The sequence below is a fragment of the Elusimicrobiota bacterium genome, from assembly GCA_028718185.1.
Classification (GTDB): Bacteria; Elusimicrobiota; UBA8919; order UBA8919; family UBA8919; genus JAQUMH01.
Map to the genome: position 1 here is coordinate 16918 of JAQUMH010000002.1, position 20148 is coordinate 37065.

General features: G+C 35.9%; 8 protein-coding genes. All 8 read right to left on the minus strand.

Going from position 1 to position 20148, the window contains the following annotated elements; translation table 11 throughout:
- Window positions 1-123: 123 nt before the first annotated feature.
- Window positions 124-1122 carry a galactose-1-phosphate uridylyltransferase gene (gene galT / locus PHE88_04735; protein ID MDD5687122.1) on the minus strand — a complete coding sequence of 333 codons (999 nt, stop codon included), beginning with the start codon at window positions 1120-1122 and terminating at the stop codon, window positions 124-126.
- Between the two features lie 111 nt (window positions 1123-1233).
- Window positions 1234-2166: a TIM barrel protein gene (locus tag PHE88_04740; protein MDD5687123.1), complete on the minus strand. Its 933-nt coding sequence runs from the start codon at window positions 2164-2166 to the stop codon at window positions 1234-1236.
- A 32-nt stretch (window positions 2167-2198) separates the two neighbouring features.
- Complete coding sequence (locus tag PHE88_04745; GenBank protein ID MDD5687124.1) at window positions 2199-4190, minus strand: elongation factor G; 1992 nt, start codon at window positions 4188-4190, stop codon at window positions 2199-2201.
- Complete coding sequence (gene scpB, locus PHE88_04750; protein MDD5687125.1) at window positions 4187-4714, minus strand: SMC-Scp complex subunit ScpB; 528 nt, start codon at window positions 4712-4714, stop codon at window positions 4187-4189. Before scpB ends, PHE88_04745 begins: the two co-directional genes overlap by 4 nt.
- A 23-nt stretch (window positions 4715-4737) precedes the next feature.
- Window positions 4738-5463: a segregation/condensation protein A gene (locus tag PHE88_04755; protein ID MDD5687126.1), complete on the minus strand. Its 726-nt coding sequence runs from the start codon at window positions 5461-5463 to the stop codon at window positions 4738-4740.
- Window positions 5448-6434, minus strand: a complete 987-nt coding sequence (gene trpS, locus PHE88_04760) for a tryptophan--tRNA ligase (protein MDD5687127.1) — start codon at window positions 6432-6434, stop codon at window positions 5448-5450. Before trpS ends, PHE88_04755 begins: the two co-directional genes overlap by 16 nt.
- Window positions 6435-6690: 256 nt before the next feature.
- Entirely contained in the window at window positions 6691-7335 is a 645-nt protein-coding gene (locus PHE88_04765; protein ID MDD5687128.1) for a site-2 protease family protein, read from the minus strand.
- A gap of 232 nt (window positions 7336-7567) precedes the next feature.
- The gene (locus PHE88_04770; protein MDD5687129.1) at window positions 7568-20146 is read right to left on the minus strand and encodes a carbohydrate binding domain-containing protein; all 12579 of its coding nucleotides are present in this window, start codon (window positions 20144-20146) and stop codon (window positions 7568-7570) included.
- Window positions 20147-20148 lie beyond the last annotated feature (2 nt).

The window sequence follows — 20148 nt, forward strand, 5'->3', positions numbered from 1 at the left end:
CTTCACGGAGTTCCGCTTAAAACATTCAGCGGAACGAGTGAGAGTGCCAGCACAAGCTGGACACGGTTCTGCGAAACAAGCTCCCGAGCGCAAATCAAGAAAATTTGCTTGCGAACGTTTTTTTTAAGTTTCTCTCAAAAATTTTGCTGCTTCTTCCGGCGGTGTCGGATTTATATAAAAACCTGTTCCCCATTCAAATCCGGCAACTTTTGTTAATCGCGGCATCATCTCTAAATGCCAGTGATAGTATAGCGATTTTCCGCTACGGCAAGGTGAATTATGTATGACAAAATTATAAGGCGGGTCTTCTAACGTTCTGTTCATTCGCCCATTAATATCCCTTAAAATCATAGCAAGATTTACAACTTCGTGTTTTTGCAAATCCTCAAATACTGATGAATGAACTTTTGGAAGTATCCATGTTTCAAAAGGAAATCTTGACGCAAAAGGTGTAATACAAATAAAATCTGCGTTTTCAGATACAATTCTTACATTTGCTTCTGTCTCTTCCCTTATAATATCACAAAAAACACATCTTTCTTTATATTCATAATAGTTTCTGCTACCCACCAATTCCTGCTTAACTCTTACCGGAACAGTCGGCATAGCAATAATCTGTGAATGTGGATGCACAAGCGAAGCACCGGCAGCAGCCCCGTGATTTTTAAAAACTAAAATATACTCAAAACGTATGTCTTTTTTCAAATCAAGTGTCCTGTCACGCCATGCCCATATAATTTCTTCAACATCCTTATTTTCTATATCTGAAAATGCGGCATTATGTTTAGGTGTTTCTATAACAACTTCATGAGCACCTATCCCATCCATAAAATCAAACATACCCTCACCGCGCCTGCCAAGATTTCCTTCTACCCTTAAAACAGGATATTTATTAGGAACAACCCTGACCCACCAGCCCTTTTCGTCTTTTCTGGTCCCGGGTTCTCTAAAAGATAAAATTTCGGGAGGTGTTTTACTCTCATTCCCCAAACAAAAAGGACACCCGCCGTTACTAGTCAAAGAATCTTCGTGAATTTTTTCAACATCCGGCTGAACTTTTCCCCGTTCAGTTGTAATAATTACCCACCTGCCAATAACCGGGTCTCTTCTTAATTCAGGCATCTTTTTCTCCTATTGTAATTGTTAAAAATCAAACAATTCTAATCTGTGTAATCTCACTTTTAACCTGCCTACCGTCAGGCAGGTCTGTGTAATCATAGTTTTTGTGTCTCTTCAACAAAAACTAAGTTTTCCAGGGGTTGAATATTTACAAAACCCGCAGTTTTCCAAATACTTCATTGAATTTTTCAGCTCGCCTTTTGTTGCTGTTGAATATACTTCAGCAACAAGAATTGTTTCTTTTTGTATAAATTCTGATATTTCATTAAAATTAACTTCTCCGGTTCCCGGCGCTTTGTGGTCACGAACACCTGAAACATCATGCAAATGCATACCAATAAGCCGGCTAGAAAACATTCTTAGAAAATCAATGTGGTTTTTTACAATACCCTGCTTCTCGGCAACAACTGAATGTCCGACATCATACCACAAACCGAGATAATTCGTGTCAAACTTGCCGAGAATAACCGCATATTCCTCAAACGAAGGTATCTCATCCGCTATTAAACGATTTTCAATTCCTATTTTAACATTTTTTTTTACAGCATAATTTAAAATTTCGTCAAGCGACTTCAAAACATTATCCAGGAATAATTTTGATTTTATCTTTCTTTCACGCAAAAACATTTTCAACGTTTTACTATATTCACCGCTGCCTTTTGTATCTTTATATTTTTTTGCTAAAAGCCCCCCGGATAACTCCATTTCAACTTCACCTGAATGAACAACAACTGCATTTGCACCAGTATTACAGGCAATATCTATCGTCTTTTTTGTAAGTTCTACTGCTTTATCCCTTTCTTCTTTGTTAATTGCAGAAATATGATATGCATTGCAAAGAACCCTATCTTTTGGAACAAAATCAAGCTTGGGACAAAAGTTATGCACTGAAACGACTTTTAGATTTCCAGTTATATAATTAATAAAATCTTCAGGAACTTCTACACTTAATTCTACAGAACAAAACCCAAGCGACTTTATTTTATTAACGAGTAGTACCGGATCTTTATATTTTGAAATGTTATATACCGTTGAAAGAGCTATCATAATGTCTCAGGTTCTGAATTCTTTTCATGCCACTATCTGCCTTCCTGCTGTTGTTTCTGATAAAGTTCTATTAACGGCTGAGAAACAATAGAAGGTGCTTCTTCATAGTGTGAAAACTTCATTTTAAAACTCCCGGCACCCTTTGTAATTGAACGCAAATCCGTAGCATAACTTGAAACTTCCGATAACGGGGCAGTTGCTATTACTTTCTGTTTTTTACCAAGTCTATCCATACCCATAACCCTTCCTCTTCTTGCATTTAAATCACCCATAACTGCACCCATATAGTCATCAGGAATTACAACCTCTAATTCAGCAATCGGCTCTAAAATAACAGGTTTTGCTTCCGTTACACCCTTTTTAAGCGCCATACTTCCGGCAATTTTAAAAGCCATATCTGACGAGTCAACTTCATGATAACTGCCATCGTACAACGTGACACGCATGTCGGTTACAGGATAACCGGCAACAACTCCCTGCTCCATCGATTCTTTTACGCCTTTTTCAACTGCCGGAATATAATTTCTGGGTATTCTGCCTTCACGAATGGCATTTACAAATTCAAATCCTTTTCCCCTTTCCATCGCCTCAACCTTAAGCCAGCAATCACCATATTGTCCCCGCCCGCCTGTTTGCCTTTTATATTTCCCCTGGACTTCTTTAGTCCCTTTAATTGTTTCTCTATAAGCAACTCTGGGCGGTTTAAGTTCAACATCTATTCCATATCTTTCTTTTACCCGTGCAATTGCAATTTCTATATGAAGTGCTCCCAACCCGGATAGAATCAATTCTTTAGTCTCTTTGTTATAGTATGACTTGATTGTAGGATCTTCACGCATCATTGATTGAAGTGCTGATGCAACTTTTTCTTCTTCACCTTTTGATTTAGGGAATACTGCTTTACTGATACTCGGTTCCGGAAAAATTATAGTTTTAATCTTACTTATAGCCGATTCAGTCGCAGCAGTTACTGTTGCACGCGACTCATCACAAAGAATATCGTTTGTCTGAGTTTCCTTCAACTTTACCGAAACTATTATATCACCGGCTTCTGCTTCTGATATTTCCGTTTTCTTCTTACCCAACAATGTACATAACGTTCCCAATCTTTCTGTAGTACGGCGGTTGGCATTTTTAAGGTCCTGACCTTGTACAACTTTCCCCGAATATATTCTAAGGAAAGAAAGACTTCCCGTCTGCGGTTCAATAACACTTTTAAAAACTAGTGCTAACGCCTTGTCATAACCGGATATAATTTCCCCCTGCGGTAAAAAATCAGTTATGAAATTTGCAATCAAATCACAACCAACATTTTTAGTTGCACTCCCGCACAAAACAGGAATTACAGTCTTTGCCTTAATACCTTTTTTTAGTCCTGAAAACAATTCATCTTTTGAAATTTCTTTACCTTCAAGGTATTTTTCAATAAGAACATCATCACTGGAAGATACAGCTTCAACATATTTTTCTTTATAGCTGTTAAATTCAGCAGGAACCGTATCGCTAATCAAAGAAATTACCTTAGAAAAACTTGAACTGGTACCATCCGGTAAAAAAACAGGTATTGTTAAGCCACTAAATTCTTTTAACTGTTTTACAGTCTTTGCAAAATCCACATTTTCTTTGTCCAATTTATTAATAAAAATTACTTTGGGTTTGTCGCAATTTTCCCAGAGATATTCAAATGTTGCATCAATATCTGTCGCGGCATCTAATACAAAAATTACCGAATCCGCTACACTAATAGCAGAAATCGCCTCACCGATAAAGTCAGAGTATCCCGGTGTATCCAGAATATTTATTTTTACACCGTTATTCTCAAACGACATTAGTGAAGTATAAATAGAGGATATTCTTGAAATTTCGTCAGGATTATAATCACTTGTAGTATTTCCTTCCTCCACTTTCCCCAACCGGTTCGTTATCTTGGCATTAAACAAAATCGCCTCAACTAAAGATGTTTTTCCCGCTCCGCCGCTTCCTACAATCGCCACGTTCCTGATTTTTTCTTTAGCATAATTCATTTTTGCTCCTCTTCAACATTTAGTTCTTCAAGAGACGGAAGTTCTTCTGTTGATTTTAAACCAAAATAAATTAAAAATTGTTGGGTTGTCCCATATAGAAATGGAGTCCCTATTGTGTCCTTCTTACCGCTGATTCTAGCAAGATTTTTCTCGACAAGACTTTTTAAAACAGCACTTACTTCAACTCCCCGTATCTGTTCTATTTCCGCGCGTGTAATCGGCTGTCTATAAGCAACAATTGCAAGTGTTTCAAGTGCTGATGTAGAAAGCTTTAAGGTTATCTCTTCTTTGTAAAGTTTTCTTATAGAAGGTGCATATTCTCTTTTAGTCGAAAATTGCCATCCTCCCGCTATTTCCACTATATAGAAAGGTGATTGCCTGGATTCATACTCTTCGGATAGCTCCTGAATTGTTTTTTTTATTTCGTCTTCAGATTTTACACCTGTTATTGAAGCAATCGTTTCAATTTTCATCGGTCCCTGTGACACAAACAAAAGCACTTCTATTGTTTTTTTTAGTTCCATATTGAGATTTTTTTCAACTCCATTTATAATTTTTGTGAATCACTTTGCTCGTTAACCTTCCGATAAACCCTGATTTCGCTAAAATGATTATTCTGCCTTACATATAACTGCCCGATTTTTATCAACTCAAGCATTGCTAAAAATGTAACTATGATAGATACACGGGTTTCATCCTTTGCAAAAAGCGAATAGAACGAAACAAAACTTTTACCCTCTAAAAGTGAAAGTATCACTCTTATCTTTTGCTCAATCGTATATTCATCCTTTATTATTTCTTTTGATGATTTTTTTGCTTTTGCCAAAACACTTTTAAAAGCATCTATTAAATCAAAGAGCGTTACCTCTACACCGAAATCCTCATCAATAAATTCAGGCGTCACCTTGCGATAAAAAGAATCCTTTTGATTTTCAAGATTATTTCGAAGCTTATTTGCCGCTTCTTTATATTTTTTATATTCCAACAAACGTTTAACAAGTTCATCACGCGGGTCATTGAATTCATCTTCCTCTTCATCGTCATGCGTTGGTAAAAGCATTTTTGATTTTATCCTCATAAGTGTTGAAGCCATAATCAAAAAATCGCCAACGCTATCCAGGTTTAATTGTTTTATGATATCCAAGTATAAAATATATTCGGATGTAATTTTAGATATCGGAATATCGTAGATATCTAAATTATCCTTTTGTATAAGGTGAAGCAGAAGGTCCATCGGTCCTTCGAAAATTTCTAATTTTATTCCATATTCCATAGTTTCAACGCTTTTTTAATTTCTAAAATTGTTTGTGATGCAGCATTTTTTGCTTTAAGATTTCCATCTTTAAGTATTTGATTAATTAAATTAATATCTTTTCTAATCTCTTTTTGTTTTTTATGAATTGGTTCTAATGATTTTATTATCTCAGTTGCAAGTGACTGTTTGCACTTAACGCATCCGATTTTTCCATTTTTGCACATTTCCTCAATTTCTTTAAGGTTTTTAGAATAAATTTCACAAAGTGCAAAAATTGGGCATATATCAGGATGTCCTTTATCGGTCGGGTGAATTCTTGCGGGGTCTGTTATATAGGTCATGACTTTTTTTGAGATTGTATCAGGAGTATCTGAAATATAAATACAATTATTCAGTGATTTTGACATCTTTCTACCGTCATTACCTGGTATTCTTGGTGTCTTGGTGAGAATCGCCTGCGGTTCAACCAATATATTTCCATAGAGTAAATTAAATTTTCTTGCGATTTCCCTTGTTAATTCCAGATGAGGTAGTTGGTCTTCACCTACGGGAACTTTATCGGCTTTGTAAATTAAAATATCAGCCGCTTGAAGCACCGGATATCCCAAAAAACCATATGTACAAAGATCCCGAGTTTTTATTTCCTTGAGTTGTTCTTTATAGGTTGGACATCGTTCTAGCCATGGAAGCGGAGTAATCATTGATAGAATCAAATGTAATTCTGCGTGTTCTTGAATTTGGGATTGAACAAAAAACGTTGATTTTGACGGGTCAAGTCCGACAGCTAACCAGTCAACTACCATATCAACTGAATATTGTTTTATTTTATCTGTGTTTTCATATTCAGTTGTCAAAGCATGCCAGTCGGCAACAAAATAAAAACAATCATAATTTTTCTGAAGCTCAACCCAATTTGAAAGCGCACCATGCAAATGACCAAGATGCAGTCTCCCAGAAGGTCTCATCCCCGACAATACTCTCTGTTTCATATATAATCCAGTCTGTTACAAGTTAGGCAAAGCTTCGCTTTGCAGCTACAAACCAATTGATATTGTAGCCGCAGAGCGTTAGCTCTGCTAAATCATTGAAATCCTTATACTCGAGTTAACGCCGACCAAGGTCGGCAACTACATCATCATTGTAGTGGCAGAGCTTGCTCTGCCTGCATCTTTAATATTCTTACAAATATTTTAAATTTTGTCCCGCTCCAGTTCCGCGCCTGCCTGCCTGCCGGCAGGTTCCTTATCAGACACCCGTAAAAAGAAGCCCTTGCAAAACTGATACTATTGACCACAAAAAATTAAGAAAACCAAACGAAAGTAAAATAAATATTATAATAATTCCATATCTTTCAAGTTGGTTATATTTATAAGCAATATGTGAAGGTAAAAACGCCGAAAGTATTCTTGAACCGTCTAATGGCGGTATCGGAATAAGATTGAAAACAGCGAGCACTAAATTTATCTGAACATTAATGTATAAAAGTTTTATAATTAAATTATTAACCGATGAATAGGGGTCAGCACCTGTAATCTTGAAAAGCCAGATAATCAAAGCGGATAATATTGCCATTGCAAAATTTGAGCCCGGACCCGCAAGTCCGACTTTCGCCATATCTTTTACCGGATTATTAAGACGGTAATAATCTATCGGAACCGGTTTAGCCCATCCGATTAAAATTGGCGCATGAATAAGAATCAATAGCAACGGAAGTATTATTGTTCCCATCATATCAATGTGCGGGATAGGATTAAGAGTAAGACGCCCTTGCATTTTTGCAGTATCATCACCGTTTAAGTATGCAACCCAGCCATGACAACACTCATGAACAACAACCGCAAAAAACAAAAGCGGTATAGCAAGAATTAAATCAACATTAGAAATATTCATATTTTTATATTATATTCATCTGTTAGAAAATGTCAATAAAAAAATCCTCAATGTAGCAGTCGCATTACTATGCGACTTTAGTGAGGATTTCTTATTAATATCACAGTTCTAATATTTTATGCTAAACGAAACCTTGCGGATTTAGTGTATGCTTTCATTTTACCACTTAAGTTAACCAAGCTAACTCCTCTAAGACCCTAAGACTTTATAATTCTGGACTTCGAACACCTTTTCATTTTATCAGTCCTACCTTCCCGGTCTTCTTCCTGCCTGTAGCGTCTCTTATCTGATAAATATATACTCCTCTGGCTACTTTGTCTCCATCGTCATTCTTGCCATCCCACTCAAGCCAGCCAAGATTACCAAAGTCTGCCTCTTTGAGTTCCCTTGCCAATTCACCGGATACAGTGTATATCTTCATTTCACTGTTTATAGGCAGGTTTATTACCTTTAACTTACCACCTACCGCCATGTTAGGTTTATATGGGTTAGGATATACTTTCACATTACTCAGGTCTGTCGCAAGATAACTGCCCAATATACGATATGTTGTGAATCGTTTCACATTCGCTGTTATTGTCTTGTTTAGCTTGTCTACTATATGTACTCCAGGCACCAATTCCCACTCCCTACCGTTCCATGAATATATCCTTAATCCTTCTTCCTTTAATTCACCTATATCCACTAACGTGTATGGGATTGTTATGCTTATCGGCTTTGTAAATATATCTTCTTCCAATACCGATGTCTTATTTGTAAATGACAATCTTCCAAAATCATAACTTATGGGTTTCACGGTATCTACATATCTCGCTGCGTTTCTTACTACCGCCGGCGTCTTTGTCTTTATCACTGCCAAATTCCTGGTTTCTGTCAATACGTTTTCGCTCACTATTATCTTTAGTTTGTTTACTCCTTTTATCATTCCGCCATTGTTTCCTATTGGTTTTGCAAGATACATATCGTTGATATTTGTCAGGGTAGGCAACATGCTGTCTCCGGTAACTGATACTGTCTCTATTTCACTATTGAATGGTATTGATATCTCCCTTTCTCCTGTATCTTCTTTTGTCAGTATTGCGTCTGCAACGTTCAATATACCGGTTTTTGAGTTCTTTGTTGATAGTGTTAGTGTCCCGCTGTAATCCGTTGTGGGGTTATTGTCATTTGTATTGTATACTTGTGCTTTGAATTTCAAGCTTGATACTGTTATAGCTGGGTCTAATGACGCTGTATCTAATGTCGGTCCGTCTTCGTAGTAATATGACTTTAAGGTGTTACTGTACTTTATAATAGGTTTTGGTGGTGTAGCGAGTCCTGTTACTGTCTCAAGACGAACATCATCTATGTAATATGTATCGCCTGCAGTCGCATATGGCGTAAACCAGAACCGGAAACGTCCATCGGTTACCGGAGCTGTAAAGCCTGTGGTGATAAATTCGGTAGTAAATGTCTGCCAGCTTGTGCCAAGGTTCGCTGTGTAATTCAAACCGTAGTCTGTGTATGGGGTCCCATGCTTTAACAAGTGTACTGTTACGGCATGTCTGGTTGGCGAATAGGCTGTAAATATCAATCTATATCTGGTATTAGGGTTAAGGCAAATTCCTGTCTGGTATAATTGGATGTTACCATTGGCAGCGGTTATTGTACATTTGGCGGATTTGGCTCCTTCAAAACCTGGTGTTGTGCTAATAAATGTGCCTCCGCCACCTGCATAATATGCCCAGGAATCTGTACCTGATTCAAAGCCGGCATTTATAACATGATTTGTGCCGGAAGAAGTGCTTAGTGTGCTGAACGTATAATTTTCGCTTGTTGCTATATTGCCGGAACCATCTTTACTTGTTACATGGTAATAATATGTAGTACCTAACGTTAAGCCGGTTATGTTAACGCTATGGCTTGTTACTTTTGTTGTATCTGATGTCGTTGAAATACCATATAGTGTTGTTGTACTGTACTCTACCTGTGAATCGCTTGGTTCATTGGTGAGCCAATTTATTACTGCGGAATTCCAGGTTATATTGCTGGATGTAACGCTCGTTATTATGGGCGGGGTTGTATCAGGTGGGACTGTTTCAAGGTGTATATCGTCTACGTAATACACATCACCTGCTGCTGCATATGGGGCATACCACAACATTAAACGGGCATCAGTAACAACAGACGAAAATCCGGTTGTTACAAATTCGGTGGAATATGTCTGCCAGCTTGTGGTCAGGTTCGCCAAATAATTATCCAAACCATAATTGGTATATGGGGTGCCGTGTTTGAACACGCGCACTGTCATATCATGTCCTGTATTGGAATAGGCTGTAAATGTTAATTTATATCTGGTATTCGGATTAAGGCAAATTCCTGTCTGGTATAACTGGATGTTACCGGTGGATTTGGTTATTGTACATCTGGCGGACTTGCTACCTTCAAAACCGGGTGATGTGGTAACAAACGAGCCTGCTTCTTCGGTATAAAAAGCCCAGGATGTTGTGCCTGATTCAAAACTATGATTACTTATGAAATTTATGTCGCTTGTAAACGTATTGTCTTCGCTTGTTGAAAAATTACCTGATTCATCTCTGCTGCTTACCCTGTAATGATATACTGTACCAGGCATTAATCCTGTTATATTAGCACTGTGATTTGTTAACTTAACTGTACTTAACACTGTTGAGTTTCCATATGATGTTGTTAGTCCGTACTCCACCTGCGAATCGCTTGGTTCATTGGTTATCCAATTTACTAATGCGGAATTCCAGGTTATATCGCAGGATGTAACGCTCACTATTATTGGCGGGGTTGTATCAGGTGGAACTGTCTCAAGATGTACATCGTCTACGTAATACACATCTCCTGCTACTGCATATGGCGCATACCAGAACATTAAACGGGCATCAGTAACTACAGACGAAAATCCGGTTGTTACAAATTCGGTGGAAAATGTTTGCCAGGTTGTGGTCAGGTTCGCCAAATAATTACTTAATCCGTAGTTGGTATATGGGGTGCCGTGCTTGAACACGTGCAATGTCATATCACGGCCTGTATTGGAATATGCTGTAAATGTTAATCTATATCTGGTATTCGGATTAAGAACGATATCTTTTTGGTATAACTGGAGGTTACCGGTGGATTTGATTATTGTACATCTGGCAGACTTGCTACCATCAAAACCAGGTGATGTGGTAACAAACGAGCCTGCTTCTTCCGTATAAAATGTCCAGGATGATGTGCCTAATTCAAAACTATGATTACTTATGAAATTTATGTCGCTTGTAAACGAATTATCTTCACTTGTTGCAAGATTACCTGCTGTATCTTTACTCTTTACCCTATAATGATATACCGTACCTGATGTTAATCCGGTTATATTAACGCTATGATTTGTTACCTTAACTGTATCTAACACTGATGAGTTACCATATGATGTCGTTAGTCCGTACTCCACCTGTGAATCACTTGGTTCATTGGTTAACCAATTTATTACTGCGGAATTCCAAGTTATATCGCTGGATGCAACATTCGTCATTATCGGCGGGGTTGTATCACTCATCACTTCAAACTCTGTTGTTGCAGATGAAGCATTACCTGCTAAATCAATAATATTTACTTTGCAAGTGTATGTACCGGAAGAAACATTTTGCCCAATTGTATTTTTGCCATCCCACTCACAACTATAATTTCCAGCAGGTACAGCCAAATTACTTATAAGGGCTCTTGTTAGTACATCATTATTGTAAATTTCAACATTTATTACCGATTCTTTAGATAGAACAAATGAAATTTCTGATTTAATCCTTGCACCATCTGGTGATATTACTGCAGCAGATACCGATAAATTAGTTATCTGTGGTAAAGTGGTATCTCTTGTTATTGATGTTATTTTTGATTTAGGGCTATCAAACGGAATATTATTAAACCACCTCGTCGTTTTTGCAAATATTGGATTTGCTCCTTCTGAAAGCGAAATTTCTGCTGAAAATCTGCCATTACTATCTGCTTTTACTGTCTTCAAACTAGCACCGTCATTATATACTGTTACATCTGCAACAGCTTCTACTACGCCTGTAATTGTTATATATTGCTGGTTTGTTATTGTTGATATATTTGCGTCAAATTCAGGTATTGGCACTTGTGGGATTATTAAATACTGCGAAAATCCTACTACTTCACAACTTACTTCAAAAATATCGTTCTTCCCTGATGCATCTTTTTTCCACCCTAAACTTGTTAGTGTTGTTGGTTTTACTTTGCCATTACTGTCGACATGATATGCAGTGAGTTTTCCTATATCTACATTTGTAACTTCTTCAGGTAAAAATCGCACTGTTAAAACAGCAGGAGCAACTAATTTACCATTTCCATCTTTATTAAATTGTATATCTTTTGGTTCCATATCAAATAACGCACCAAGAGGCAGAGGCATACCTGTATCAACAATAATATCTGTATCTGACAATTTTACTGGTGTTATGCTTACAGTGGTTGGTTGTAATAATGAATCAGTGTAAAATTCTAAATATGCTTTGTTCCATGGTGCTGATACATATTTATGTTCGCCAGGAAATACTTGTTTACCAACATATACTGTTTGCTCTATTTCTTTTACACCATTACCGGCAAATACATATAACTTTATTTTGTACTCTCCATTAAGTCCTGATACATCCCAAAATGATAGTGTATTATTTGAAACAGGTTGAGTGGATATTACCGGTATGGTTTTCAATATTGTATCGCCTGTCTTTTGATAGAACATTGAATATCCCTTAAAATCACTCCCAAACGCACTACCTTTTATCTCAACAAATCTTTTTGGTGCCGCTTCATCTGTTGATATTTTTACGGTAAAGTCGTCATTAATATCATTACTATCTGTGTTTGATGCTTTGGTAAGTTTCTTATCCACTACCAAATCATTACACATAGTGCCGTCTGGATATTGCAATTTTATGTCCCATTGTTTTTGAGTATCATAATTATCTGCATCAATCCACACATAAGGATTGTCTATAGTAGTTCCATTTTGTTTCCAAAAAGTATATTTGTTTTTAATTTCATCGGGGTTATTCATATTTACCAAAGGATATGCTGCAGAAATCGTTATTGGTCTATATCGGTCAGCAACTGTTGGTTCAAAAGGTCCTTCTATTACAAAATCTGCTTGAAGATTATTACCACTATTATTAAATTCATTATTTTTACTAATGATCTTATGTTCTGGCAATCCTTGGTCATCTGTTGTCATATCCCATGATTCTTTCTCGTTGGTTGTCGCTTTTAATTCTAAAAGACCTCTTTCTTCTACTATTGTTTTAAGGACTTTAGGATTTGTTTGAGTCACAAATGTATAAGGAGATGATGACGGAATATAGTCATACGGTATTCTTATTTCTTCAATTGAATTGTAAGTATCGTGCCCATTATAACAAGTATTATTTACAGTTACTGAAGGTTCGTAATTTGCATTTATTTTTACTTCACGTAAAACAGGAGTTTTACTTCCATCATTTGTAGATAAAGTTGCTTTCCATCTGATGTATTTTCTTGGTGTTGAGTAAATTGGCTGACCAGGGGTTGCTGTTCTTTCAGATTCCCAACTATATCCATCATCACTCGTTTGAGTCGTATAAGTGATATTCGTTCCTGAAGGTTTGTATTCAGATACCTCAAAATTTCTCCAAGACGATGGTGCTGTTTTACAATCGTGTGCTTGAGAAATAAGTGTTCCAACTAAACCAAAATTCTGAGTGACATTGTATATTACTGGAGTTGTTTGTAAATCACGAGTAGCAAAATCTGCCCTCCATTTAAAATACCGTTTCTGACCAAGTGATGGCACTACTCCATTTTCCACTATTGGGGCGGCTTCCCAGTTAATATTTTCTCCAGAACTATTGTAGCTTGCAATCCTATATGTTATGTGAGCCCCTCCTAAATAACCTACATTATTTTCATCACTCGTTTGAAATAAGTTCCAAATTGGTGAATAAGAATATGTATCATGTTCTTGTGAAATAAACACACCTGTATTTTCATATCGTTTTTGGTATCCCTCTATACTATTAAGAAATAAATATGCACCATGATTTGAATTGTGGGGCTGCACAAGGATCTTAAAATATGGTGCATAAAATGGTGTGGGAACTTCTTCATCAAATGAAATATTTATACTAGAACCATGAGAAACTACCTGACTCCAATACTTGTAAGTTGTCCATGGGCCATTTGAACTATTGCCGTATTGCAAGTAGATATTAGCACCACAATTATTTCCATCTTTATGCCATACAGCAACACTTCCTACTACCCGTAATCTATAAAATTTATAATGCCATGGATATATAGGTGGTACACCTTGAGGAGGTCCTGAACGACCACAAACAAACGCCCAAGTGTTTCCATACCCAGCCCATGCAGGCCAGACAAGAGTACTATCATTTCTATCATTTGCATTTGTCCAAGATGAACTAGGAGCAAGCGGATAATTACCCGAAATATCATCGTATTGTTCATGTATTGCATCCACAACATATTGACTAAACTGAACTTTATTATCAGCAATTATAAGAGTAGGTGTTTTTTGCCCATTATAAAAAGTAGAAATATCATCATATTTTTTGGTACATATCTTAACATTACCCGACTCTGAATTTAGGTCAATATTACTTATGCCTCCTTGTCCAAAATCTTGTTGTGATGTTTGTATCCACGACTGTGCAGCATGTGTTTGCACAGTAGCAGAAAATGATTGCGGTGAATAATATTCCCCCTTTTTTACAGTTGCGGACCAGTTGAAATTAGAAGACCCTTGATTAACTGAATATGGTGCTGGTGAAGTAATTTCTGCTAACCCACTTCCTGGTCCTCCAATAACTGCAATTGAAACTGACGCGGAACCTTTTGTCTGGTCATCTACTGCAATAACATCTATCTTGCAAGTATATAACCCTTCTACAATACTACTCCAGACTGTTGTATACTCTGTCAACCCAGATGTAAATTCATTATCAACCATCTTTACAAGATTACCTACTGTATCATAAATAGTAATATATACTGTAGCTGCTTTTGTCAGTTCATATGTAATTTGGACTGGTTCATTTAACAAGACATCTGATTTGTCTGATTCAAATTTTGTAATCTTTAGTGGTTCTGTTATGGTTACATTTACATTTACACTAACAGATTTCTTATCCATCCCGAGACCGTCTATATCTACTGCTGTTAATTGTATCCTGTAAATCCCATTTTGCACATACTGTTTTCTAAAATCCTTACCATCCCACTGTATTGTTTCACCAGCAGTTTTATTAAAATATTCTGAATGTAAAATTACCGGACCAAATGTGTTGACATCAACCATCTTAAAAATATCCAGTACCACATTTGACTTTTTGCCGGTATTCTGCATTAAAGTATATGAGATATTCAATTTATCATTTATTGTGGTTATATTAAACACCTGGTCAGAAATAGGTGCTGTGATATTAAGTATCGGCTTGTCAGTTTCTGGAATTGTATTGTCCACTTTTACCGATACTGTTATTGCACTGTAGTTTGATGGCATAGCACTATCCTGTGCAACCAATAAAATTGTATAGGTACCATTTGGTAAAGATGATACATCCCAATACGCTAATGTTGAATTTAGTATTGCTCTGTATGATGCATTAGAATTTGGATAATTTACATCATTTGGACTTTGATTTGACACAGGTACTGGTATCGATTTCCATACATTCATATCTGGACTTATGTAATTGTCTGGTGTCGCATTACTATAAGTAGCATACCATACTTTGTAACACAAAAAGTCAATATTATCATTTACTACTGGATCTATTGCTATACCAACTATTTCTACTTGATTACCAACTATGCCATTAAATACTGGTGACACTATTTGGGCAGGTATCTGATTTTTTATTACATTTACCGTCTCTTCTGCTTTATTTCCTACTTCATCTGTTGTCTTTATTTTTATAACATAACTTCCATCACTTGCAAAACTGTTATCTTGTTTCTTTCCATCCCATGTATAGGAATATAACACATCTTTTTGTTTTACCTCGGATATTGGACTTCGGACTATCTGTCCTAATATATCTTCAACAGCTACCTCTACTGTTGCATTATCACTTATCTTATAATATGCTGTTACAGTATCATTTTTAAGTTCTGGATTAAATATTTGTATATTTGTGTAAAGTGTGGTTACAAATGACGGTGTTCTATCTATCTTAAATGTTTGCAATATTGGAATCGTATTGCCTATATTTCCAGATTCATCTGTTGCTTTTAATCCTAATGTATACTCTCCATCAGACGCAGTATTCCCCAACGCATCTGTCCCATCCCAAGCATATAGAAGATTTTGTGTTATATTCGGTGTAACTACAAAATCTGTTACTTTTGTAAACAATCTTGTTCCTGATGTAAAAGTAAAACTCACCTTTGCTGATGGTGAAAATCTATCAAATATATCAAATGATATATCTACACTTTTATCATTTTTAGTAAAAATATTATGGGAATAAGCACCAGGATTTATATATATACTGCCATTTGATACCTGTGGTGGTGTTATGTCTACAATTATATCGCCTTCATATACCTTTAAGTTCTCTGCCTCATCAACTGCTGTTATTTTACATTTGTAAATCCCTTCTGCTACTACTACCCCATTGGTATTTTTACCATCCCATATATCTAAATTTGCCCCTATATTCTTTGAAATACTATCAATAAGTGTTCTTACTAAATTATTCTGTAAGTCATATATTTTTATTGTTGTTTTAATCACTGTTGAGAAATTATCCGATAAAGTATAATCTATCGTTGTTGCCTCTTTTATTCCATCACCATTAGGTGAGAATGCAAGACAGGAATAACTCGTTATATCTGGTGGAGTTATATCGTATCTCAACGTAACTGTTGCATTTTTAGTGTAGTCAGTATTTCCAGCATTATCTTTAAGCCAGATATATAATATATTATTCCCTTCAACAACAGAGAAATTGGAAGTAAATGTTTGAGTATTAGGAATATAATTTGCAGGTTCCGTATTTAACTTATAATATGCTCCTGCTATTCCTGATAAATCAGAAGGAGTTGACCATGATATGGTAAATTGTGTCTGGTTTGTCCAACCGGATGGTGAAACAGATAAAGATTGTGGTTTATCTGGCGGGGTCGTATCTACTATTATTCCATCACTGCTAACCGGGGTCTCGGAACCAGCTCCATTTTTCGCTTTCACTGTAAAATAATAAATACCGTCATCTAAAGGTGAATCAAATGTCCTAGTTATATTACTAAGTGTTCCTGTTGATGTTAAAGCGATAATATTATACCATCCAGTATTCGGATATTGTGATGTTCCTATTGCATATTGATATTCCACAATTCCAGAGATATCCTCGGTAAAACTCCAATTACAAGAAAGTTGTGTGTTATTGTTTGTATATAACCCATCATTAATTGATACACACATTGGCGAAGTTGTATCAATCATTACACTGCCTCCTGTTAGCCATGCACTCCATCTACCTGCCCCATTTTGAGCACGAACTTTTGCAAAATATGATTGACCATGAATAAGACCATCTACAGTATAATTTGTTTGACTATTTGGAACATCTGCTTGTGCTATTAGGCTATCTGTGATGCTATTATAAATTGCAATATTAAAATTAGATATACCACTTTCCATATCGGTAGCAAAATCGCCTTCCCATGTAAATGTTACTGTTGTAGAAGAGGAATAGGCACCTCCTGCAAATCTTGGTGCCTTTGCAGGACCACTAGGCATTTCTGGGTCTGTTGTATCAAGATAAATTTCATCCTTTATTTCTACTATAGAAATATTTCCTGCTTTATCTTTATATCTCGCCCATACCGTTTTATTACCTGCTCCTGCTGTCAACCACCAAGGAGAATAAATATGTGTATACTCAATCCAATCTCCAATAAAAATTATTCCATCATAAGAAAACTGCATCCAACCAACTTCACTATTATCTGAAACTGTGGAATACAAACTAACTTGCTGACTACCTGTAAAATTTTCTAACGGTGCAAATGTATCTCTAATAAGTAAACTTCCAATCGGTGGGGTAACATCAATCATAAACTCTTTACCAATAGTTGGTGTAACATTTGTAGCAATATTCTCTCCAATATCTTTTCCACTTATGGTAACGGAAACCATTCCTTCAACACCAGGACCAGAAACAATATTTACTTCACCTTTATACACATTCCCTGATACAAGTATGGTTGCTACTTCTGTTTTATCATTCACAGTACCAGGAGCATCTATACTGAATGTTGGGTTGGCAGATAATTGTTCACTTGCAGTTATTTTTAGATAAATTGTTTGTGCTTTAGTTATTGGCTTTCCTGTATAAGTTGCTAATGGTTGTGTAAGATTTGAATCTGCAAAATATTCTACTGTGAAATTTGGTGGTATCATTGCTATTAAAGAGTAATCTAAATTATTAGCAAAAGCGTCTGTATTGCTTGGTATAACAATAACTTTGGAACAAGTTGTATCAAAATTGGAAATGGATACGGTATTACCAGTTTTATTTAAATCATTTTGTTCTTCTATAGTGCCATCCATTTTAACTTTCAACACTTTGCCACCCCATAATGGTGTAACTACTGATGAATCAAAATTAAGGAGAAGCGTTTGTGGAGTTGGTTTATCAGGTGCTGGACGAAATTCAAAATAGTGACTTGCAAGATGCATAACAGTATTAACTCCTGATGGGTATTGGTATTTAGCAGAAGTATCTAAAACTGTTATCTTCGGATAAGAATTACCTTCAATATAATATTTAGAAGCATCATAATTCCAAACAGTAAATGTCTTAAATTCATTAGATAAACTTGTTCCATGACCTGATATTAATTCGCTATCAATTGCCGACAAAGAATCGGTAGTTTTACATATATCCCAAATCTGGCGAATTATATCTTTCTCATTAAATCTCTCGGAAAAATATTTTGCAAAAATACAGGAACCGTATTCATTCCAATCATTTATATAATCCAATGATTGAGTAGAATTTGCAAACCAAGATGGCTTTCCAGCAAATCCTTTAAGATATTGTAAATAGTCATTTACATTAGGATAAATTTCATCTTCCATCCAGACAGATGTAGCTTCATTCCACCAATAATTATCATCTCTTGGATTATAACTACATTTAACAGCATGAAAAAACTCATGGGCGGAGGTAATCTGCATAGCATCTGTACCATGTGTATAAAATTTATCACCAATATAATCATTGTCTACCTGAATTATAGAACCTAAAATTGGATGTTTATATGCAGTGCTTCCATATGCGCCATTTCCTAAATTTAAAATATAAACAGGTAATTTATTTTCAATTACAAAATATTCTGATGGTGGAGATTCATAACCATATGAACCAGGTTTCACTATTTGGTTCCAACTATATTCAAAATACTGTCCAAAATTATATACATAATCGGGAATACCATTGTGTGATTGCCAACCTGCTGAATTGACCTGATTAACATCAGGATTTGAAATTGTATATGCTCTAAAATGAAACTTAAAATTAGTGGTTTTATAAACGCCGTAAGTGTAATATACATCTTTTATATTGCTAACATTACCAGCAACATCCCACACTTGTATCATTATATGATTTATTCCTTGGCGAAGATTAATATTATCAAACGATTTAGTATCATTTGTGCCATTTACGTATTGTTCTTTTGCTGGTCCTATTTCTGGTATTACCACTATTTTTTCCAATTGAATCGTATCTGACACAGTAACATTTATTGTTATTGTTTCATTTTCTCCTTGATTTTGGTCAGGAGGATTAAATGAGACCACGGTAGGTTTAGTTTCATCAAGTATAATGGAAGTGGAAACAAAGGATGATATATTACCTGCATAATCTTTAACTCTAAAATATATTGTTTTTGCACCTTCGCCAGTAGAATTAATATAATAAGATTTTGATATAGAATAATCTTCCCAAGTTGATGGCCAATTATTAGAATCCTCAGTAAATTGCATTTTCGCCACACCGGAAGTTGCATCACTTGCTAATAACGCTAATGTAATAATTCTATTATTAGTAAATCCCGTACCAGGAGAAGTAATTAAAACAGATAATCCACTCGGAACTGTTTTGTCTATCTTTACAGTTTGTGAATGAGTGGCTTCGCCATTACCAGTATTATCATATGACCAATAGTAAACCGTATGCTCTCCATTAGCCCCAATTGCGAATGGCGTAGTGTAAGTTTGAGCAGACAAGTCACCATCAACCAGGTAAAGCGTTTTATTAACTCCAGATGTTACATCATAAGCATTTAACGTTACCGTAACATCCGATTTATACCAACCATTTTCGCCGAATGTCCCTGATAAATTACAAGTTGTTGATGGCGAATATGTATCAAGGGTTATGCTATCATTTGTACTTCCTATATCAGTTGGGGAATAAGTAGTTACAAACACTTTCATATATACCGTTTTATTGCCATCTCCACTGCCTCCACCGTAAGCAGTCAAGTCCCAGCTGTATTTTATAGAACTTATTCCTTCCCAAGGGGACCATGACGAATTGTTGTTACTGAATATCATCCATTGAGCATCGGACGGTATATTACCGATGGTTAGCGTTGTGTATTTATAATTTGTATAATCAGCACCCGAGTTGATGTTCAAAGTTAAACCTATTACTCTTTGAGCGAAAGAAAATAAAAATACAAAACCTATAAAACATCTTAGTAAATAATAAAATTTAAATTTTTTATACATAA